Raw genomic sequence first — 19829 nt, forward strand, 5'->3', positions numbered from 1 at the left:
AGGCATGTCCGTTTCTTTCGAGGTCGCGGCGGCCGAGGTCCGCGACGCGCTCACCGACGCGAGCCGGGGTCTGGTGGAGCGCGAGGCGATGGTGGAGCTGGTGGCGCTGTCGGCGGTGGCGGGCGAGCACCTGCTCGTCGTGGGGCCGCCGGGCACGGCCAAGAGCGAGGCGGTGCGCAGGACGGCGCGCGCGCTTGGCGGCTCCTACTTCGAGTACCTGCTGGGGCGCTTCACGGAGCCGTCCGAAATCTTCGGGCCTGTGGACCTGCGCAAGCTGCGCGAGGGGCTGGTGGAGACGGAGACGGCGGGCATGCTGCCGGAGGCGGAGGTGGCCTTCCTGGACGAGGTCTTCCTGGGCTCCACCGCCATCCTCAACACGCTCTTGGGCCTGCTCAACGAGCGCACCTTCCGGCGCGGCCACACGCGCATGCAGTGCCCGCTGCGCGTGTGCGTGGGCGCGTCCAACGCGCTGCCGGAGGACGACGCGCTGGCCGCGTTCGCGGACCGCTTCCTCGCGCGCATCTTCGTGGAGCCGGTGCCGGATCCGCGCCTGGAGGAGCTGCTGGAAGGGGGCGCGTCGCTGTGGGCGGACGCGGCCCCGCGCGTGGCGTCACTGGAGTCGCTGGACGTGGTGGCCCGGGCGGCGCGAGGCGCGGACCTGGGGCCGGTGCGGCCGCACCTGGCGCAGGCGCTGCGGACGCTGCGCGCGGCGGGCATCGCGCTGTCGGACCGGCGGGCGGTGAAGGTGCAGCGGCTGGTCGCGGCGGCGGCGGCGCTGGCGGGGCGGACGACGCCGGGCGTGGCGGACCTGTGGCCGCTCGTCTACGCGGTGCCCACGAAGGAGGCGCAGGCGCTGGCGCGCGACGTGCTGCGCGACGTGCTGGCCGCGTCGGACAACCCCGCGCTGCCGGCCGCGGCGCTGGAGGCGAGCGCGGGGCCCCTGGCCCGGGCGCAGCGCATCGCGCAGGCGGGGCATGCGCTCCTGGAGGCCCGGCCGGCGGATGCGGACGCGGTGGCCGCGTGGCGGCTCAAGCTGGAGGGTGTGGCGCGCGAGATGGACGCGGGCTTCGCGCCGGAAGCGCTGCCGGAGACGCTGCGTGCGTTGCGAGGCGCGGTGGCGGCGGTGCTGGAGGACGCGAGCACCCGCGCGGCGTGACGGGGTCCGGGAGTCCGCCGTGAGTTGCGGCGGAATCCAGGGGAGTCCCGCGCCCTGCCGGAGGTCGCGGCGCGGGAGCCACCGTCGCGATGAGGCTCACGCCGGGACGGGGTGCTCGACGTAGCGTGAGAGCTTGTCGAGGGACATCCTCCAGCCCAGCTCGTTGTCGGAGGGCGGCACGCCGGGCGGGAGCCCTTCGTGCACGGCGACGAGGTCGGTGCCGCCGTCCTTCGCGTCGGTGAGCGTGAAGGTGATGCGCATTTCTCCGCGAAGCGCGGGGTCGGTGGTCTCGAACTCGGTGGTCTCGATGACCTGTTCGTCCGGCACGAGCTTCACGAAGCGGCCATGGTGCGTGTCGGTGTGCGCGGTCGTCTTGCCGGCTTCCGTGGGCGCGTCGTAGGTGAGCGAGATGCGGAACGCGCCCCCCTCGCGGGGCTCGAATTCGTGCACGTGGCTGGTCATGCCGTCGGGGACCATCCAGGTCGCGACCGCGCGGGCGTCAATCAGGGCGCGGTAGACGCGCGAGCGAGGGGCCTTCAGGTGGTGGTGGATCCGGGTCGTGCTCATGCGGGGGAGCATGGGCAACGGCCCCGCGCGCTGTACAGCGGGAAGCCGGCGGACTGTCGCGCGTCAAGTCCGCCGGGAGCGCTCACGCCGCTTCGCCCTCGGTGGGAGGCGTTCTAGAGTGCCGGCGTGAGCAACGGGCGCGGGATGCGCGGGAGCAGGGCGTCATGAGGCCGCCACCGGAACCGGTCGTCGCGGGGCTCCCCGTGCGCTGGCGCCCGCGGGTGCTGCCCCTGGAGCCCCTGGCCGTGGCCGGCGTGGGGCCCGTGGCGCTCGCGCTGGGACGCCGCGCGTCGCGGGCGGAGGATGCGGTGCTGGAGTCGTGGAGCGGGGTCGCGGGGCCGGACGTGCTCGTGCTGCTGGGGACCGCCGCGTCGCTGCCCTGGGTGGATGGCGCGGTGTACCTGGGGCGTGACCCGCTGGCGCCCGCGCTGCTGCTGCCCTGCGCGCTGGAGCCGGACGTGGCGCCTGCGCTGCTGGAGCGGGCGCTGCTCGCGGGGCAGGGGGATGCGCCGCTCGCGGTGCTGCCCATGTCGGGCGTGCTCGTCTCGGTGGGAGCGGCCAAGCCCGTCGCGCGCGACTCACTGACCGCGTGGCTGTCCGCCACGGGTGGCGTGGAGGCTGCGTCGTGACGACCGTGGTGATGCCAGCGTCGAGGGGGCTTGTCTCGATGGCGGCGGCCAGGCCCGTCGTGCGCGCCTCGCTGACCGCGTGGGTGCCTGCCACGAGCGTGGAGGCTGCTTCGTGACGACCGCGCTGCCTCCCGCGCTGCGCCCGTGGGCGACGCAGCTGGCCCTCTTTCCGGAGGACCTGGCTCGGCACCTGGGGCCGCATGTGGCGCGGCTGTCGGCGGCGCTCGGGACGCTGCGGCCTCGCGGTGAGGCCGAGGGCGGTGAGCCCCAGGGCTATGACGGGCTCTCCCGCCGGGGGACCTTCGAGCGGCTGCTCGTCAGTGAATGGCTCTGGGCCCTGGAGGCGCCAGAGGAGCTGGTGCGCCGCGCGGCGTTCGGCGAGCTGTCGTTCCTCAAGCCCGCGTTCCGTCAGCCGCAGGGAGCTCGGCGCACCGTGGTGCTGCTGGACGTGGGGCCTGATCAGCTGGGCCTGCCGCGCATCGCGCACCTCGCGTTGCTGGTCGTGCTCGCGCGCCGGGCGGAGGCCGTGGGCGCGGCGTTCACCTGGGGCGCGCTCCAGTCCGACCCTGCCCGTGGCACCCATACGGGCCTGAGCGGCACGTCGCTCCTCGCGTGGCTCGAAGCCCGTTCCTCCACGCCCGTGTCCGCGCCGCACCTGGCCACGTGGCGCGAAGCCCTGGACCTGTCACGAGCACCCGAGGACGTGTGGCTCGTGGGCTCCTCACGCCTGGGCCGCCTGGAGGGCGCGGAGGGGATGTCCCGCGTGGAGGTCTCCGAGCCGATGGAGCCCGGCGCGCACCGGCTCACCGTGGACGTGCGGCCCTCGGCCCGTGTGCCCCGTTCGGTGGTGCTGGAGCTTCCTCCCGCGGACGACTGTCTGCGCCTGCTGCGCAACCCGTTCAGCTCGAACCGCGCGCCGTCGGCGGGGGTGCCGCGCACGGCCGACCGGCGCATCGTGAAGTTCTCCTTCTCCGGGGACGGCCGGCGCGTGCTGCTGTTCTCCGCGAACGGCGGCGTCGAGGCCATGGCGGTGCCGCATTCTCCTCGCGCCACCCTGCCCAAGCCCCGGCGCGTGCAGGTGCCTTCCGGGCAGCGTGTCGTCGCGGCGGGATGGCGCTCCAAGGGTGGGTTGCTGGTGCTCGCGCGTCACCTGGGCGCGTACGTCATGCATGGGCAGGTGCATACGCCAAAGGGTTTCCGGAAGGCGCGCTACCACGCGACGGATGACCTCTCGCGGCCGGACACCGTGGGAAGCGCGCTGCCGTTGAACCTCTTGAGCTGGGTGGATCCACAGGGGCAGGAGCACCTGTGGTTGAAGGATGGCAAGGACCGGTTGTTCTCACTGGCGCCTCCTACTTCGCTGGGGACCTCGGCGCTCGGGGTGGAGGAGGAGCAGGTCTCCGCGATGGCGGAGGTGAACTCGCGCCCTGTCTGTGTGCTGCGGCCCCAGGGCGGAGGAACGGGGCGGGCGATCATCTCGAGGCTCAAGGTGCTGGGCGAGGAGCCGGCCCGCCAGGTTCCCCTCAATGCGCGGCAGGGGGAGGCGTACTTCGGCTACTCGCCGTCGGGGGCACATCCTGATGCGGGGTTGCTCGCGGTGCGTGACAAGGAACTGGATTGGCGGCTGTTCCTGAACACGGGCGTGTCGGTGGTCCCCCTGCTTGACGGACACCGGGTGGTGGGCGTGGTGCAGCCTCCCGCTCCGTCTCCGCCCGGCCTGCTCGCTTTGGCTCCGGATCAACGCACCTTCCACTTCTTCTCGCGTGAAGCGCTGAGGAAGCTCGTGGTGGCCAGTGGCCCCGTGGTGCAGGCCGCGGCGAGCCACGGGCAGCCGGTGTTCGGGTGGCTGACGCAGGCGGGTGAGTTCGTGTTGTGGGACCTGATGGAGCAGGCGGTGCTGTACCGCTCCGTTCCGGAGGCCACGTCGTGAGCCCCTCGCCTGGAGCCGTGAGTCCCCGTGCCCACGTGCACCGGGGCACCGTGGTGGCGGCGGCCTGGTGGTTCCATCCCGGAACACTGGGGGAGGCCGAGGCGCGCCGCCGCGTGCTGGCGTCGTGGAGGCCCGGCGCCACGGTCTGGGCGCTGGCGGGAGGGCACCTGTTGAAGCTGGCGGCGCCGTGCAAGAGCGCGGTGGAGGCCGCGCCCGGGCTGCCCCTGGTGCTGGAGGCCGGCGTGCTCACCAGCGCGCCGCTGAGCGCGAAGGAGCGTGAGCGGTTGGCGCCGCCCGCGGGAGCCGTCGTGCTGGTGCACGAGGGGGTCGCGCGGATGTACGCGCCTGGGGCGCTGCGCCAGGTGGATCCGGGGGCGTGGCTGGACGTGTCGGAGTGGCGGCGCGTGCCGGTGAAGGGACTGGGTGCGCCGCCTCCGCCCATGCAGAGCGCGCTGGAGCCGCTGCCTCCACCCACGCGCGAGTGGTTCGGCCCGAAGGTGCCCGCGCTCGCGCCCGAAGCGGAGCGCATGCTGGCGCGCATGACCGGGAAGGAAGTCCCGGTGGCGCGAGAGGGCTTCTTCGCACGGCTGCGGCGGGCCTTCTCCCAGAAGCCCGGTGAAGCCACGCTGACCGTCCGCCGTGAAGGCCTGTTCGCACGCCTGCGCCAGGCCTTCCGCGCGGCCCCCGGTGACGCGGCGGAAGGCTCGATGACCGTGCGCCGTGAGGGCTTCTTCTCACGCCTGCGCCAGGCCTTCCGCGCGGACGCGGAAGGTGCGCCGAACACGGTGACCGCCGGCCGCGCGGGATGGCTCGAACGGCTGCGGAGCGCGTTCTCCCCAGGCATCTCCGGTCCGGGCGCATCCAGTCCCGGCCTGTGGCAGCGCCTCTTCGGCTCGGGCTCCGCGTCCTCCCCCTTGGGCTCCGGTGCGGGGCCTGCGGGGCCTGGCTGGTTCTCACGGCTCCTCGCCGGGCTGCGCGGGCGCGACAGTGCCACGGCTTCACGGCAGGGCTCGCTGCCCGCACCGGACGCCGGCGAACGTCCCGCCGAACCCGAAGGCCCCAGCGCGCTCGAGCAGCTCAAGGCCTGGATGCTCCAGAACACGCCGCTGGGGCGACTCGTGGGGCAGCGCCAGGGCGACTACCTCCGCCACCTCTTCGAGCTCTTCGACGAGGGCAAGCTCGACGAAGCCCTGCGCCACGCCATCCCCCTGGGCAAGGACCTGGACGAGCGCGCGAAGCTGGCGCTCGGAGTCCCCGGACCGCGCCAGGAGCTGCGCATCCAGCCTCGCGGCCGGAGTGGCGCCGCGCAGGTGTTCGCCAGTGGCCCCGCCGTGATGGAGGCCCTGCGCGAGCGCTACCGCGAAACCTTCCGCCGCCTGGAGCGTGAAGGCCGCATCGACGAGGCCGCCTTCGTCCTCGCGGAGCTGCTGGAGGCGACCGAGGAAGCCGTGTCCTTCCTGGAGCGCCACGGCCGCTTCCAGCTCGCGGCGGAGCTCGCCGAGGGCCGCGACCTCCCCGCGAGCCTCGTGGTGCGCCAGTGGTTCCTCGCGAAGGACGTGGCGCGCGCGGTGTCCATCGCACGGCGCTCGGGCGTGTTCGCGGACGCGGTGCTGCGCCTGGAGAAGACCCACCCCGCCGAAGCCCAGGCCCTGCGCCTGCTGTGGGCGGAGTCGCTCGCGGAGGCCGGTGACTGGGCGCGCGCCGTGGACGCCGTGTGGCCGGTGACCTCCGCGCGGCACGTCGCGCGGGCCTGGGTGGACCGCGGCATCCAGGCCGGTGGCGAGAGCGGCGCGAAGCTCCTGGCGCGCCTGGCGCTCGGGTTCCCGGACGGCTTCGGCGCCGCGCGCGAGGACGTCCAGACCCTGCTGTCGGATGACGCCCCCACACGCGCCCCGGACCGCCTGGCCTTCGCCACGGAGCTGCTGCGCGAGGCCGCCACCGAGGCCCGGGACGCGCTCCTCGTCCCCACGGTCCGCGCACTGCTGCGCGACGAGGCGGAGGAAGCCCTCCCGTCCCGCGCCCGGCGCCTCCAGCAGCTGCGCTCCCTGGGGACCCCCGCGTTGGCCGCGCTGCGCACGGACCTGCCCACGCCACACCCCTCCCTCCGGCGCCCCTGGGCCGAGGCGAACGACCTGCCCGCCGTGCGCGTGTGGATGGACCGGAACGACGCGGGCGCCCACGCCGTGCATGACGCCGTGGTGCTGCCGGGCCAGCGCGTGCTGCTCGCGCTGGGGGAAGCGGGCGCGCGGCTGGTGGGCCCGGACGGACGCACGCTCGCCAACTTCGACGTGCCGGCGTTCTCGCTCGTCGTGTCCACGCAGGGAAACCGCGCGCTCGCGCTGGCGCGCCGGGGCGACCTGTGGCGCCTGTCCCGGCTGGACCTGGTGGAGCGCCGGGCCACGCGCTGGTGTGACGCGGAGCTGGACGCGTGGGCCTCCACCTACGACGGGGAGCGGTGGTTCACCGCCGTGCGCGACACCGTGAGCATGGTGGACACGCTCTCCGCCGAGCCGCGCTCCCTGTGGCGCGTGTCCCAGGTGGGCGGCACCGTGCTGAAGCTGGCCGTCGACGCGCAGCACCTGTCCTTCCTCGTCCTGCACCTCACCCCCGGCCAGGACTTCGAACGGCTGGAGCGCTGGTGCTACGTGCTGGCGGGCGGCCCCACCCTGCGCGGGCGCACGCACATGCCGGACCTGGTGGGGACGCCGGACACCCTCGCGCTCACGCCCGATGGCGAGGCGGTGGCCGGGCGCATCGCGGTGCCCGAAGGCGCGGGGGTCGGCCTCTGGGCCTACCTGGCCCCCATCGCCGTGCGGCGCTTCCACATCCCGTCCCCCAAGGGCGACGAGCGCGTGGGCATGGCGCTCGCGCACGCCTGGAGCATGACGCGCTTCCAGAAGGGCGAGCTGCACACGGCCGTCCTGCGCGACCTCGCCGGACACGCGCGCGCCACGGTGGAGTTCTCCGGCACCCCGCCCCAGGTCGTACGCCTCACGGAGGAGTGGTGCGCCGTCCACGACCTGTTCGGCCGCGTGGTGTGGCTGGACCTGGCGTCCGGTGAGGTCCACCGCGTGCCGGTGGTGTGAGCCCGCGTCAGGAGTAGCGCAGGTGGCTGGGCACGATGACCATGCTCGCGGTCAGCGCGCAGGCGGCGTCGTCCACCTCCAGCACCACGCGCACGCCCTCCACCGTCACCAGCAGCGAGGGCTGCTCGCTGTGCAGCGCCATCAGCCAGGACGACGCCAGCGGCAGCTCCGTGGCGGACAGCTCCGCGGCGCGCAGCAGGTGCACGCGCACCGCGTGACGGACCGGGGCCGGCAGGGCATGCAGCGCGTAGAGCGACTCGTCCGGCAGCCGCAGCGAGTACGGCCTGCGTGGCGGGTCCTGGCGCCCGGGCAGCTTCCGCAGCCGCTCCGCCAGCTCCCGCACCAGCGCCTCCGGATGCGGAGGCTTGTGCAGGAAGCCCACCACCCCCTGCAGCGGGACCTCCGGCGTGCCGCTCCCGGTGGACATCATCATCACCGTCAGGTGCCGCAGCCGCGCGTCCGTGCGCAGCTGGCCGTACAGCTCCCACCCATCCAGCCGCGGCATCACCAGGTCCAACAGGATGAGGTCCGGGTGCTGCGCGCGCGGGCGGTGCCGCAGCCAGTGCAGCGCCTCCGCGCCGTCCGACACGGACGACACCAGGAAGCCCGCTTCGCTCGCGGCCCGGCCCACCCCCTCCCGCCACGTCCGATCGTCCTCGACGAGCAGCAGGTGACGGACGCCCAGGGCCATCCCTCGATTTGACCCGCTTTTCCTTGGTTTCTGGCAGTGGACCCGGGTCTGCCAGGAACCCCACCGTCGCCTGCCCGACAGTGCGCCCCGGGGATTGTTCCCCCCAGACGCTCCCTGTTCGACCGCCGTCATCACCGCCCCACTGTCATCTTGCAGGTACGCTGTAGATGCACACCCTTCGCGGCGCTCATGGCCTACCGCTGTCAGCTGGAACCCCCGGTGGTGCGCGCGCTCACGGCGTGTGCGCCCGCCGTGCGCGAGCGCCTCCAGGGGGAGCTGGGGGCGCTGGTCAGCCGGATGCCGTCCCTGCCGGTGACGCCGTCGGGGCGCGAGGGGGCGGCGGTGCTCGCCTGCGGCTTCCAGGTCCGCTACCGCGTGGAGCCGGGCACGGGGCTCCTGCGGTTGACCGCCCTGCGGCCTCTGGGCCTCGTCCGTTCGCCTACCTCCTGACACGGGGGCAGACGGTCCTTGTCGCAGCGGGAGCGGGAGCCTAAGTCGGTGGGACCCTTTCGCTCCGGCTTTTGCCCCCAAGGCCCTTCGCCCCGAGTTCGCGCACCGTGCCCCTGTCCCTCGCCGACTTCCTCTTCCAGTCCCGCGACGTCCTCCAGGACGCATGGCTCCACGAAGCGCCCGGCTCAGGCGACACCTTCTCCCACGGGCTGTCCGCGGTGGCGGCCCGGATGGCGAACCCGGACGCGCACGTCGCCGACGCCCTGGCGCGCGAGCTGTCGCTGCTGGTGCAGGGCTCCAACGGGCACCCCACGACGACGAACTTCCGGCGCCTGCGCGACACGGTGCTGCGGCTGTGGCGCGAGCGCGGCGGCGCGGGCCCGGACGAGGACGCCCAGGTGGAGCGCTTCCACGACGCCGTGGACGCGGTGGAGGCCGCGGCGCTGGAGGCCCACGTCCAGGCGCGGCTGCTCGCCTCGCGCGAGGCGGCGGAGGCGGCGCGCGAGCAGGGCGTCCCGGACGCGACGGGCCCCCGGCGCTGGGAGGACATCTTCACGCACCTGGGGGTGGGCGTGGCGGTGATGGGCGCGGAGGACAGCACGTTCGTGGCGGCGAACCCCGCGCTCGCGCGCATGCACGGGCAGACGGCGGAGGCGCTGAAGGGGCTGAAGCTGGAGGACCTGGTGGCGCCCGAGTCCCGGGGCGCGCTGCCCCGGCACATGGCCGCGGCCAGCTCCAAGCCGTTCCACGAATACGAAGCGCTGCACCTGCGCCGCGACGGCAGCCGCTTCCCCGCGTTCGTGCACGTGACGTCCCTGCGGGACGCGACGGGCCGCCGCGTGGGCCGCGCCGCCACGGTGCTGGACATCACCCAGCGCCGTCAGGCGGAAGCCGAGCGGCAGCGCCTGCTGGCCACCATCGAGGCGGAGCGCGCGCGGCTGGCGGCGGTGCTGGACCAGCTGCCCGCGGGCGTGCTCATCGCGGAGGCGCCCAGCGGCCGGCTGCTCCTGGGCAACCGCGCACTGGAGTCGCTCCTGGGCCATCCGTTCCGGCCCTCGGCCAGCCTGGCGGACTACGAGTCGTCACACCAGATGTTCACCGCGGAGAACGAGCCGCTGGCGGACGACGCGTGGCCCATGGCGCGCGCGCTGCGCACCGGCGAGACGCGCCAGGCGGAGCCGCTCCAGGTGCGCCGGCCGGACGGCACCACCGCGCACCTCTTGGGCTCCAGCGCGCCCGTGCGCGACCGGGACAACCAGATTGTCGCGGGCGTCGTCACGCTGGTGGACGTCACCGAGCGCCGCCGCGCGGAGGATGCGGCGCGCGAGGCGGCGCAGTTCGGCGAGCGGCTCATCGCCATCGTCAGCCACGACCTGAGAAACCCCCTCAACGCCATCCAGCTGTCCGTCACCAAGCTGCTGCACGGCGACGCGCTCCAGGAGCGCGACCGCAAGGCGGTGTCCCGCATCGCGCGCTCCAGCGAGCGCATGGGGCGGATGATTTCGGAGCTGCTCGACTTCACCCGCAGCCGGCTGGGCGGCGGCATCCCCATCGAGCGGGTGCCCGGCGACGTGCGCATGGTGGTGCGCCAGGCGGTGGAGGAGCTGGAGGCGGCGTGGCCGGAGCGCTCGCTCACGCTGAACGTGGGCCCGGGCCGCTACGACGGCGTCTGGGACGCGGACCGGCTGCTCCAGGTGGTGAGCAACCTGGGCGGCAACGCGCTCCAGTACAGCCCGCTGGACTCCCCCGTGCGCTTCTCGCTGACGGACGCGGACACGAACGTGGTGCTGGAGGTGCAGAACGGCGGAGACCCCATCCCGCCGGACCTGCTGCCGCGCCTGTTCGACCCCTTCCGGCGCGGCGCGGGCGGCAACACGCACGGCGGCCTGGGGCTGGGGCTCTACATCGTCGAACAGGTGGTGAAGGGCCACGGGGGCCGCATCGAGGTGCGCTCGCGCGCGTCCGAGGGCACCGTCTTCCGCGTCGTCCTGCCCCGCGAGCCGGTGTTGCCCGCGGCCCCGGCTCAGTAGGCGGCGGCTAAGTGCGACTGCGAGCGGAACGGCTCCAGCGCGCGCATCAGGTCGTCCAGGTCCAGCGGCTTGGGGATGGACGCCCGGATGCCCTGGGGCACGGGGCGGGTGGCGCCCGCGCCCGACACGACGATGACGGGCAGGTTCTTGAGGCGCGGCTCCTTCTGCACGCGCTCCATCAGCTCCCAGCCGCTCATCACCGGCATCATCAGGTCCAGCAGCATCACGTCCGGCGTGGGGCCGCGCCTGAGACGCTCCCAGGCGTGCAGGCCGTTGCCGGCGACCTCCACGGCGAATCCTTCCAGCGTGAGGAACTCCTCCAGCATCTCACGGCTGTCGACATGGTCTTCCACGAGGAGGATGAGGCTTCGCATGGCGTCAGGAAGCCTCCCTCCGTCCGGCCACGTCCGCAAAGACCCCGTGTCCAGGGAACGTCCAACCCTGGACGCTAGGCCACGTGCACTGTGCAGCCGGCGCCAATCGGGCTGCCCGGGAGGGCAGGCGGTACTCCGAGCCTGGAGCTGGAGCCTGGGGCCGGGCCCTGGAGCCAGGCCCGCGAAAAGCGGATGGGGCCTCCCCCTTCCGGCCGTCAGGGCGCGGAAGGCGAAGGCCCCACCGGGGACCGCTGCTCCAGGTCTGTTCAGCCCTGGTACTGGTGCACGGACATGATGGGGTAGTTCATCGACGTGAGGCTGATGCGCTGCGAGCCGTCCGAGTTCACGTTGTTGGAGCCGATGAACTGGGCCTTGCCGTCCTTCCAGCCCGCGAACATCACCACGTGCTGGCCGCTGCCCACCTTCATGGAGACGACGTCGCCGGGCTTCGCGTCCTTCAGGTCCACGCGCTTGAAGTTCGGGTCGCGGTCCAGGTTCGCCTGGAGCGTCATCACGGACGCGCTGTGCTGGCTGTCCTTGATCTGCCCGGCCTGCTCCAGGCACGCGGAGACGAAGTTGGCGCAGTTGACGTTGTTGGGGACCCAGTCCTCCATGTCCGCGCCCACGCCGCTCTGCTCCAGCTTCAGCGAGCCGGCGTTCTTGCCCATGTGCGACATCGCGATGTCGAACGGGCTGCCACCGGGGCCGCGCGTGCCCGGGCCCGCGCCGCCCGGAGGCGCCGTCACGTTGCCCGCGCCGCTGGAGCCGCCGGAACCGCCGCCGCGCACGCCCTGGCCCTGGGTGCCGGGCTCGAAGCTGTCGCGCGAGCCGGGGATGTTCAGCGACTTGCCGGCGTAGATGAGGTCCTTGTTCTGGATCTCCGGGTTGGCCTTCATCAGCGCGTCCACGGAGGTGCCGTAGCGCTTCGCCAGACCAGAGAGGGTGTCGCCAGATTGGATGCGGTAGCTCATGGGGGGCTCCGAGAGTGGGAGCAGTGACCCGACCTCGGTCACCGGCTGCGATTGCTTCCATTCTCGCCGTTCAAGAACCCGGGTTGCGTCCCCCACCTGCTTTTCACGCTAAGCGCACACATGGAGCGCACCAGGCGCACCCAGAGCGGAATCCCGGCCCCGAAACGGCCGCGAACCGGCGGCAGGACCCCGGTGGGCCGCCCGGGGAGGCCCTGTCGCGGCGCGTAATTCCCGGGGATTTAGCGGCTCTGGCCGTCGTGCTTCCGGGGAGAGGCGGGCGCGCCCGGCGGCGTCCAGGTGAGGGGCCTTATGAAAGGGGAAACATTCCGAGGGGATGGAGGTGTGCGCCACGCTTGAACGGGTGGGAGGGCCCGCGCATGGTGGCGGGGTGACGACCATTGCTCATCCCGACTTCACGGCGGCGCGGTTCGCCAGCTTCCCGGACGCGCGCTTCACCCCGGCGCCCTCGGACGGCGTGCTGCCGGAGGGCTTCTTCACGACGACGAACCTGCCCACGTACGTGCGGGTGGACGGGCGGTGGCGGATGCCGCGCGAGCCGCGCATGGACGGCGCGCTGGTGCTGGACGCGCAGGGCGAGCTCTGGGTGCGAGAGGGCCGCCGGGTGCGCGCGGGGGAGCGGGTGGTGGTGGGGCGCGCGGAGGACGGCAGCGAAGGCGTCTACGTGAACATGGCCTACCTGATGGAGGAGGGGGAGGGCGAGTTCAAGTTCATGACGAGCGAGGTGTCGCGCGAGAAGCCCATCGACTACGCGCACATGGCGCGGCTCCTGGTGGAGGAGCGCGAGCGGGGCGGCTATCCCATCTGGGTGACGGGGCCGGCGCTGGTGCACTCGCGGGCGCGGGCGGACATGACGTGGTTCGTGGAGAACGGCTTCGTGGGGGCGCTGCTCGCGGGCAACGCGGTGGCGGTGCACGACATCGAGGCGTCCATCTACGGCACGACGCTGGGGATGAGCGGCGCGGGCGAGGCGACGTCGGGCGGGCACGGGCTGCACATGCGCGCCATCAACCGGGTGCGGCAGGCGGGCTCCATCGCGAAGGCGGTGGAGGCGGGCGTCATCACCAACGGCATCATGCACGCGTGCGTGAAGCACGGGGTGCCGTTCGTGCTGACGGGGTCCATCCGGGATGACGGGCCGCTGCCGGACGTGGTGACGGACAACCTGGCGGCGCAGGACGCGATGCGCCGGCACGCGGTGAAGGCGACGATGGCGGTGCTCGTGGCCACGGCGCTGCACGCCATCGCGACGGGGAACATGCTGCCGGCGTTCGTGACGGAGAAGGACGGCACGCTGCGCGAGCTGCCCACCATCTGCGTGGATTCCTCCGAGTTCGTGGTGAGCAAGCTGAAGGACCGGGGCACGCACCAGGCCTTCGGCGTGGTGACGAACGCGCAGGACTTCATGCACATCCTGCGCCTGTACGTGGAGCGCGAGCTGGCGGCGCGAGCGGCGGCGCCGAAACCGGGATAAGCGACGGGGCCGGAGGCCCGCCGCGTCCAAACCTGTCCGACAGTCGGACAGGTTTCCGTTGCCCGGTGAAGCGGAGGCGCCCCCCAAGCGGCGGTTCTCCCAACCTGTCCGACAGTCGGACAGGTTCGCGAGGTGCTCCGCCGACGGGGAGCCCAAGCGGGGTTCTCACCTTCTCAACCTGTCAGCGTCGGCTGAGCGCGGGAGTGGTCAGGGGCTTCCAGGTCGTGCTCGACAATCCGCCCTCGGTGCCGAAGAGGGTGGAGTCGCCCTCCGGCAGCACGGCGTAGACGCGCGGATCCGCGAGCTTCGGCAGCGCATGCACTTCGCCGGTGCCCGCGTCGAAGTACGACGCGCCGAGCAGCGTGCCCACCACCGCGCCCCCGGGCACGAGCGCGGCGGAGACGATGGCGGGGGAGGGGAGGCCGGACGCGGTGCGCACGCGGGTCCACTTCTCGCCGTCGAAGTAGCTGAAGCCGTCCTGGCAGGTGCCCGCGATGGCACGGCCTTGCGCGTCGGTGGACAGCGCGGTGATCCAGTTGTCGGTGAGGTCGCGGCCGTCGTGGAAGCGCTGCCACTTCGCGCCGTCCCAGCGCAGCAGGCCCCGGTCTTCACTGCCCATCCACAGGAAGCGGCCCGCGGCTTCACCCACGGAAGGATGCTTGCTCCACTCCGTCGGCAGCGGCAGCCGCTTCACGAGCGACAGGGGCGCGGTACCAGGGGTGACCAGGGACACGCCCCGGCCGTCGACCAGCGCGACGCCCTCATCCATCTGGGACACGTTGAGCACGGACAGCTTCCCCAGGGCCACGGGGTTGCGAGCCCCGTACGCGATTTGCGTCCACGTCTTCCCGTCATGGAAGCCCAGGCCATACGTGGTGGCGACGTAGAGGTTCGGCCCGTCACTGGTGATGCCGAGCACCTGGTTGCTGGGAAGCGAGGGCGAGCGGAAGCTCTGCCACCGGCCGTCCTCGCGCTGCCAGCAGGCGCCCCGGTCGAACGTGCCCACCACCAGCCGCCCCTGATGCCGGGCGAGCGCGGTGATGTGATTGCCGCAGAGCTGTCCGGTCGGAGTGACCCGGCGCCACCCCTTCGGTCCGTGCATGAACACGCCGGAGGCGCGAGTGCCCGCCCAGCTCGCGCTCAACACGGTGGCGCCCTTGGGAGCGCTCACGGCCTGGAGCGGCACGGACTCCGTCTCCCACGCGTGCACCTCACCGTGACTGCCCACGATGCGCACGCCCTGCTCCGTCACGGTGAACGACAGCGGTCCGGTGGGCACGTCGCGCAGCGCGGAGAGCCGCCCGCTGGCGCTGATGGAGAACGCGCCCTCGGTGGTGCCCACGTCCACGCCGTCCCGCGTGTCGGAGATGAAGCGCACCGGTCCCGGCAGCGACCATGCGCGCTCGGTGCCCAGCTCGAACAGGCGCCCCTCCGCCGTGCCCGCGAAGCGGGGCGAGAACGCCGTGTACGCGGGGCCCGGCGTCAGCACCGCGGCCAGTGACTCCAGCCGGCTCACGTAGTCCGGGGTGCTCGCGTCCTCGGCGGGAGGCAGCGCCTGCCAGCGCACGTCCAGCACCGGCGTCACGCGGAAGCCCGTGTCCAGCGACACCAGCCCTTCATCCGTCGCGACGAAGAGCCGGTCGCCCGTGGACTCCAGCGCGCGGCAGAAGTGGCTGGGCAGCCCGTCCTCCACCGTAAGCACGCGCACCGGGCGGCCCGTGGGCGTGAACAGCTCCAGGCCGCCTTCGGTGCACGCGACGACGTGGCCGCCGAACGGCTCCAGGTCGTGCACGGTCTCGGTGTTGGTGACGGTGGCGGCCAGGGTCAGCGCGGTGAGGGTGGAGAGCATCATGCTCCACCCCCACTGCGAACTCCGGGCCAGCCCGGTGTGTCTCCCCGGAGCCGCACCCGCGGCTCGGGGCCAGCGGGCCTAGAAGGACTCTTCCGGCACGTCCATCAGGTCCAGGTTGCCGTGCTCCACCATGCGCGCGGCGTGCGCGATGCCGGGGAGCACCTCGTGGCAGTACCAGCGGGCGCTGGCCACCTTGCCGCCGTAGAACGCCTTGTCACCGGGGTTGGTCTTCATCCGGTCCAGCGCCACGGCCGCGTGGCGCACCAGCAGCCAGCCGATGATGACCTCCGCCACGGCGAACAGCACGCGGTTGCCCTGGAAGCCCACGTGGTAGACGGACTCGCCCAGCTTGCCCATCAGCGTGCCGAGCAGTGTCTGCAGGTGGCCCACCGCCTCGCCCAGCGCGGCGCGCTCGGCCTTCAGCTCCGGACCGCCCTCGTCGCCGTCCGCCGTCGCGCGGACGCGCTCCAGCAAGCCCATCAGCGTCGCGCCGCCGTCGCGCGCCACCTTACGCATCAGCAGGTCCAGCGCCTGGATGTGCGTGGTGCCCTCGTAGAGCGAGTCGATCTTCTGGTCCCGGATGTACTGCTCCACCGGGTAGTCCGTCAGGAAGCCCGAGCCGCCGTGCACCTGGAGCGACAGGGACAAGAGCTCATACGCCTTCTCGGAGCCGTACCCCTTCACCAGCGGCAGCAGCATGTCGTTGAGCACGTCCGCCTCGCCCGCCGCGGTGGAGCGGTGGCCGCCCTGCAGCTCCACCTGGTCCTGCACGGACGCGGTGAACAGGGCCAGCGCGCGCAGGCCTTCCGCGTGTGCCTTCTGCGCCATCAGCATGCGGCGCACGTCCGGGTGCTGGAGGATGTTCACGCGCGGCGCGGACTTGTCGCGCGCCTTCGCCAGGTCGCTGCCCTGCACGCGGTCCTTCGCGAACGACAGCGCGCGGTAGTAGCCCGCGGACAGCGCGGCCATGGACTTGAGGCCCACCGCCATGCGCGCGTTCTCGATGATGTGGAACATCTGCCGGATGCCGTCGTGCACCTCGCCCAGCAAGAGGCCGCGCGTGGGCTTGCCGTCGCCGAACGTCAGCTCGCACGTGACGGACCCCTTCAGGCCCATCTTCTTCTCCAGCTTCGTGCACACGACGTTGTTGTGCTCGCCCAGGCTGCCGTCCTCGTTCACCCAGAACTTGGGCACCACGAACAGCGACAGGCCCTTGGTCCCCGGCGCCGCGCCTTCCGGCCGCGCGAGCACCATGTGGATGATGTTCTCCGCGATGTCCGACTCGCCGTTGGTGATGAAGCGCTTGACGCCTTCAATCTCCCAGACGTCGCCGTCCACGTGCTTCGCCTTGGTGCGCGCGGCGCCCACGTCGCTGCCCGCGTCCGGCTCCGTCAGCACCATGGAGCCGCTCCAGCGCTTGTCCAGGATGTGCGGCAGGAAGCGCTTCTTCTGGGAGTCCGTGCCCAGCTTGTCGATGACGCGCGCGAGCAGGTTGCCCAGCGTGAAGAACGCCAGCGCGGGGTTGGAGCCCAAGAGCAGCTCGAACGCGGCCCAGCCCAGCGACGGCGGCGCGCCCAGGCCGCCCAGGTGCGTGGGCGTCTCCAAGAGGTGCATGCCCGCGTCGTAGTAGGCGCCCATCGCCGCCTTGAGGCCGGGGGGCAGCTTCACCTCGCCGTTCACCAGCTGGGGCGGGTTGTGCTCGGACTCGTCGAAGCTCTTCGCCAGCTCCTGCGTGCACAGCTGGGCGAAGGTCTCCAGCGTCTGCCGGGCCGCCGTCTCGTCCAGGTCCCCGAAGGGGCCCTTGCCCAACGACGTGCGCCCGATGTCCAGGAACTCGAAGAGGTTGAACTCAATATCGCGGAGGTTGGGCGTGTAGTGCAGGGACGACGACGACATCGGAAGACTCCTCGCGGCCTGGGCGAATGAAACAGCCCCGCGCCGGTGAAGGCGCGGGGCCGGAAACGGACCGCCAGGGTACCCGAGATTGATTCGCGGGTCAGTCACGCCGAGCGTGGATGACGCGCAGCGTCTCCCGGCGCTCGAAGCGGTTGCCGGCGGCGTCGCGGGCGACGAACACCAGCTCATACGTACCGGCCGGCGTTCCTTCCGGGATGACCAGGGCCTTGGTGAAGCGCAGGCGGTCCTGCGTGTCCAGGAGCTGCTGGTCCTCGCCGAAGAGGTCGCCGTACACGCTGACCTCCTGCGTGGCCTCCACCGCGTCCACGTCCAGCGTCAGCGTGTCACCGGGGGCCACTTCCTTCTGGGAGAGGACGACGTCGAAGTCGTTGCCCTTCGAGTCCAGGCGGTAGCGCACCTCGCTGCGCTCCACGCGGCCGTCCGCCAGCTCCGCGATGATGAACACCGTGTAGTAGCCATCCGCGATGCCCAGCGGCACGAGGAAGCGGCCGCGCCACGAACGGGTCAGCGAGTCGAACGTGAGCGGCTTCACCAGGCCGAAGGGGAAGTAGGCGGTGACGCGGCGGGCGTTGCGCGGGGCGCGCACGGAGATGATGGGGTCGCCGGGGGGAATCTCCTCGCGGCTGAGCGCGCCCGCCACCATGCCGTCGGGCAGCTGCACGGGGACCCTCTCGCGGACCGTCTCGCCGTTGGGGGCCGTGCGCGCCACCTGCTCCACCGCGACGAAGGACGTGTAGCGGCTCATCAGGTGGTACTGGAGCGCGGTCTCGGTGATGCCCTGGATGACTTCGGGCGTCTCGCCGCGGTAGCCCTCCACGGTCAGCTCATTGATGCGCTGGCGGGCCCAGAGGCTCTTGAGCGCGTCATGCTCCGGGGCGACTTCGGGGAAGTGCACGGGCACGTCGAAGCGGCGGACCTGGCCACGCACGCGGCCGGAGATGCGGAGGACGCCGTCACCGGTGCCGGTGAACTTGCCCACGAGGAACAGCGGCTGGCCGGCGAAGAGGTCCGGCACGGACTTCGGGTACACGTCGCTGACGGGCAGTCCTTCGGTGTCCACCCCGACCGAGGTGAGGACGGGACCGCGCATGCGCTGCTCGAACTCGCGGGCGACGTCTTCCTCCGGGCGGTTGAGGTTGACGAGGGTGGAGGCGCCGCGGCCCAGCTCGCCCATCTTGGTGATGAGGTAGCGGTTGGTGCTGGAGCCCACGCCGGCGGAGAAGATGCGCGTCTCCTCGCGCAGGTGCTCCTGGAGCGTGCCGAGCACCTGCTCATCCGCGCCGATGAGGCCGTCCGTCATGAAGAGCACCATGCGCAGGCGGGCCGGGTCGTTCGGGGGCAGCATGGCTTCGCGGGCGGCGATGTTCACGTCGGTGCCGCCACCGCCCCAGAAGTTGGCCACGTAGGGCAGGGCCTTCTGGATGTTCTCCGGCGTGGCGGGGACGGCGGTGGGGGCGAACTTGGTCACCTGCGTGTCGAAGTTGAGGACCTGGAAGGTGTCCTCCGGCATCAGGTGGGTGAGCACTTCCTGGGTGATGGCCTTGGACTTCTCGATGGCCAGGCCGGACTGCGAGCAGGACGTGTCGAGCACCATGTAGAGCTCGCGCGGGACGATCTCCCGCTGGGTGGGGGACAGCTGCGGGTTGAGCATCACGAGGAAGTAGCCGTGGTCCGCGCCAGGGTCGCGGTGCATGAGGACGGCGGGACGGATGAGCGCGTCGGCGACGACGTACTCCAGGATGAAGTCCTTGTTGGGGATGCGGTCATCGCGGCCCAGGCTGACGCGAGCGCGGGACTGGCCTTCACGGGTCACGTCCACGCGGTGGGTGGTGGAGCGCAGCGAGTGGACCGGGAGGCCCGCGTCCAGGCGCACGGTGAGCTGGATGTCGTGGCCGCTGCGCGTGTCGGTCAGCACGGGAGGCGTGATGCGGCTCGCGTCGGGGACGGTGGTGGTGTCCGGCTCCACGCCTTCGCCCTGGCGCGTGGGGAGCGGCGTGCCGCCGATGTAGCGGGGGCCGACGACCATGGGGAAGCTGAAGCGGTAGGTGCCGGCGTCGTAGGTGAGGCGCTCCACGTAGTGGATGCGGACGCGGATGGTTTCACCGGGGAGGATGTTGGCGACGGACTGGGTGAAGATGTTGGGGCGCTCCTGGTCGAGCAGCGCGGCCGTCTTGCCCTCGGCCTTGGCGCGCTCGTAGGTGTCGCGGGCCTGCTCGCGGGTCTGGATGACGCCCGTGATGACGCGCTCACCGATGTGCATCTCCATGCCGTCCACGGCGGCCATCTCCGGCAGCGGGAAGACGTAGAGCGCTTCGAGGGGAGCGGAGTAGGGGTTCTCGAACACCTGCGTCACGGTGACGGACGCGAGGAAGCCGCTGACCTCCGCGTCCACCTCCGTGTGCTTGAGGCTGAAGGTGCGCGGCTCCGTGTCCGGGCACGTGGCGGTGTCAGCGGCCTGCTGCGGCTGCTGGCGGAACCGGGCCACGAGGGTGCCCTGGGCGACGCCCGCGGTGGGCGAAGCGGCCGGGGGACAGGGTTGCGCGGAGGCCGGGGCGGCCAGAAGGCAGACGAAGAGCGTGGCGAGCAGGACTCGCATGGTTGGGAACCTTGGTTTCAGGGTGTGCCCGGGGACATTGCAGCCCCCGGGCCAACCCCTGTTCCCCTCTGAAACGACAGGTCGTGTG

Annotated in this window: 14 protein-coding genes; 7 read left to right on the top strand and 7 right to left on the bottom strand. The window is 72.4% G+C overall.

Annotation, left to right across the window (positions count from 1 at the left end):
• The first annotated feature begins 4 nt into the window (after window positions 1–4).
• On the top strand, window positions 5–1156 hold the full coding sequence (locus NR792_RS29270) for an AAA family ATPase (RefSeq protein ID WP_375755996.1): 1152 nt from the start codon (window positions 5–7) through the stop codon (window positions 1154–1156).
• Window positions 1157–1252: 96 nt separating this feature from the next.
• Here NR792_RS29270 and NR792_RS29275 read toward each other — a convergent pair whose 3' ends face one another.
• Complete coding sequence (locus NR792_RS29275) at window positions 1253–1723, bottom strand: SRPBCC family protein (protein ID WP_375755997.1); 471 nt, start codon at window positions 1721–1723, stop codon at window positions 1253–1255.
• Between the two features lie 164 nt (window positions 1724–1887).
• Between NR792_RS29275 and NR792_RS29280 the strand changes: the two genes are divergently transcribed.
• From NR792_RS29280 to NR792_RS29290, 3 genes are all read left to right on the top strand, one after another.
• Window positions 1888–2352 carry a hypothetical protein gene (locus NR792_RS29280; RefSeq protein WP_375755998.1) on the top strand — a complete coding sequence of 155 codons (465 nt, stop codon included), beginning with the start codon at window positions 1888–1890 and terminating at the stop codon, window positions 2350–2352.
• 112 nt (window positions 2353–2464) lie between these two features.
• Entirely contained in the window at window positions 2465–4282 is a 1818-nt protein-coding gene (locus tag NR792_RS29285) for an LpqB family beta-propeller domain-containing protein (RefSeq protein ID WP_375755999.1), read from the top strand.
• 17 nt (window positions 4283–4299) lie between these two features.
• Window positions 4300–7368, top strand: a complete 3069-nt coding sequence (locus NR792_RS29290) for a bpX6 domain-containing protein (RefSeq protein WP_375756000.1) — start codon at window positions 4300–4302, stop codon at window positions 7366–7368.
• A 7-nt stretch (window positions 7369–7375) separates the two neighbouring features.
• Here the strand turns inward: NR792_RS29290 and NR792_RS29295 are convergent, their stop codons facing one another.
• Window positions 7376–8059 carry a response regulator gene (locus NR792_RS29295; protein WP_375756001.1) on the bottom strand — a complete coding sequence of 228 codons (684 nt, stop codon included), beginning with the start codon at window positions 8057–8059 and terminating at the stop codon, window positions 7376–7378.
• 189 nt (window positions 8060–8248) lie between these two features.
• Here NR792_RS29295 and NR792_RS29300 point away from each other — a divergent pair, with 189 nt between their 5' ends.
• Window positions 8249–8509, top strand: coding sequence for a hypothetical protein (locus NR792_RS29300; RefSeq protein WP_375756002.1), 261 nt, complete (start codon window positions 8249–8251; stop codon window positions 8507–8509).
• A 107-nt stretch (window positions 8510–8616) separates the two neighbouring features.
• On the top strand, window positions 8617–10539 hold the full coding sequence (locus NR792_RS29305; protein WP_375756003.1) for a PAS domain S-box protein: 1923 nt from the start codon (window positions 8617–8619) through the stop codon (window positions 10537–10539).
• Here the strand turns inward: NR792_RS29305 and NR792_RS29310 are convergent.
• Both NR792_RS29310 and NR792_RS29315 read right to left on the bottom strand, forming a co-directional pair.
• On the bottom strand, window positions 10533–10913 hold the full coding sequence (locus NR792_RS29310) for a response regulator (protein ID WP_120528438.1): 381 nt from the start codon (window positions 10911–10913) through the stop codon (window positions 10533–10535). The two genes, NR792_RS29305 and NR792_RS29310, sit on opposite strands and share 7 nt — an antisense overlap.
• A 266-nt stretch (window positions 10914–11179) precedes the next feature.
• Window positions 11180–11884, bottom strand: coding sequence for a LysM peptidoglycan-binding domain-containing protein (locus NR792_RS29315; protein WP_375756004.1), 705 nt, complete (start codon window positions 11882–11884; stop codon window positions 11180–11182).
• A 388-nt stretch (window positions 11885–12272) separates the two neighbouring features.
• Here NR792_RS29315 and NR792_RS29320 point away from each other — a divergent pair, with 388 nt between their 5' ends.
• A complete protein-coding gene (locus NR792_RS29320; RefSeq protein ID WP_375756005.1) occupies window positions 12273–13376 on the top strand; it encodes a hypothetical protein in 1104 nt (367 codons plus the stop codon).
• A 181-nt stretch (window positions 13377–13557) separates the two neighbouring features.
• Here the strand turns inward: NR792_RS29320 and NR792_RS29325 are convergent, their stop codons facing one another.
• The 3 genes from NR792_RS29325 to NR792_RS29335 all read right to left on the bottom strand — a co-directional run bounded on the left by NR792_RS29325 (window position 13558) and on the right by NR792_RS29335 (window position 19741).
• Window positions 13558–15228 carry a hypothetical protein gene (locus tag NR792_RS29325; RefSeq protein ID WP_375756006.1) on the bottom strand — a complete coding sequence of 557 codons (1671 nt, stop codon included), beginning with the start codon at window positions 15226–15228 and terminating at the stop codon, window positions 13558–13560.
• Window positions 15229–15306: 78 nt separating this feature from the next.
• Window positions 15307–17124, bottom strand: coding sequence for an acyl-CoA dehydrogenase (locus tag NR792_RS29330; protein ID WP_375756007.1), 1818 nt, complete (start codon window positions 17122–17124; stop codon window positions 15307–15309).
• 100 nt (window positions 17125–17224) lie between these two features.
• Complete coding sequence (locus NR792_RS29335; protein WP_375756008.1) at window positions 17225–19741, bottom strand: VIT domain-containing protein; 2517 nt, start codon at window positions 19739–19741, stop codon at window positions 17225–17227.
• Between the last annotated feature and the right edge of the window lie 88 nt (window positions 19742–19829).

Origin of the sequence: Corallococcus exercitus (assembly GCF_042231735.1) — a bacterium.
In the GTDB taxonomy this organism is placed as follows: Bacteria; Myxococcota; Myxococcia; order Myxococcales; family Myxococcaceae; genus Corallococcus; species Corallococcus exercitus_B.

Coding starts and splice junctions, on each gene's coding strand:
- NR792_RS29280 (WP_375755998.1), top strand. CDS start 1,888: ATGAGGCCGCCACCGGAACCGGTCGTCGCGGGGCTCCCCGTGCGCTGG.
- NR792_RS29270 (WP_375755996.1), top strand. CDS start 5: ATGTCCGTTTCTTTCGAGGTCGCGGCGGCCGAGGTCCGCGACGCGCTC.
- NR792_RS29310 (WP_120528438.1), bottom strand. CDS start 10,913: ATGCGAAGCCTCATCCTCCTCGTGGAAGACCATGTCGACAGCCGTGAG.
- NR792_RS29325 (WP_375756006.1), bottom strand. CDS start 15,228: ATGATGCTCTCCACCCTCACCGCGCTGACCCTGGCCGCCACCGTCACC.
- NR792_RS29300 (WP_375756002.1), top strand. CDS start 8,249: ATGGCCTACCGCTGTCAGCTGGAACCCCCGGTGGTGCGCGCGCTCACG.
- NR792_RS29275 (WP_375755997.1), bottom strand. CDS start 1,723: ATGAGCACGACCCGGATCCACCACCACCTGAAGGCCCCTCGCTCGCGC.
- NR792_RS29315 (WP_375756004.1), bottom strand. CDS start 11,884: ATGAGCTACCGCATCCAATCTGGCGACACCCTCTCTGGTCTGGCGAAG.
- NR792_RS29330 (WP_375756007.1), bottom strand. CDS start 17,124: ATGTCGTCGTCGTCCCTGCACTACACGCCCAACCTCCGCGATATTGAG.
- NR792_RS29295 (WP_375756001.1), bottom strand. CDS start 8,059: ATGGCCCTGGGCGTCCGTCACCTGCTGCTCGTCGAGGACGATCGGACG.
- NR792_RS29335 (WP_375756008.1), bottom strand. CDS start 19,741: ATGCGAGTCCTGCTCGCCACGCTCTTCGTCTGCCTTCTGGCCGCCCCG.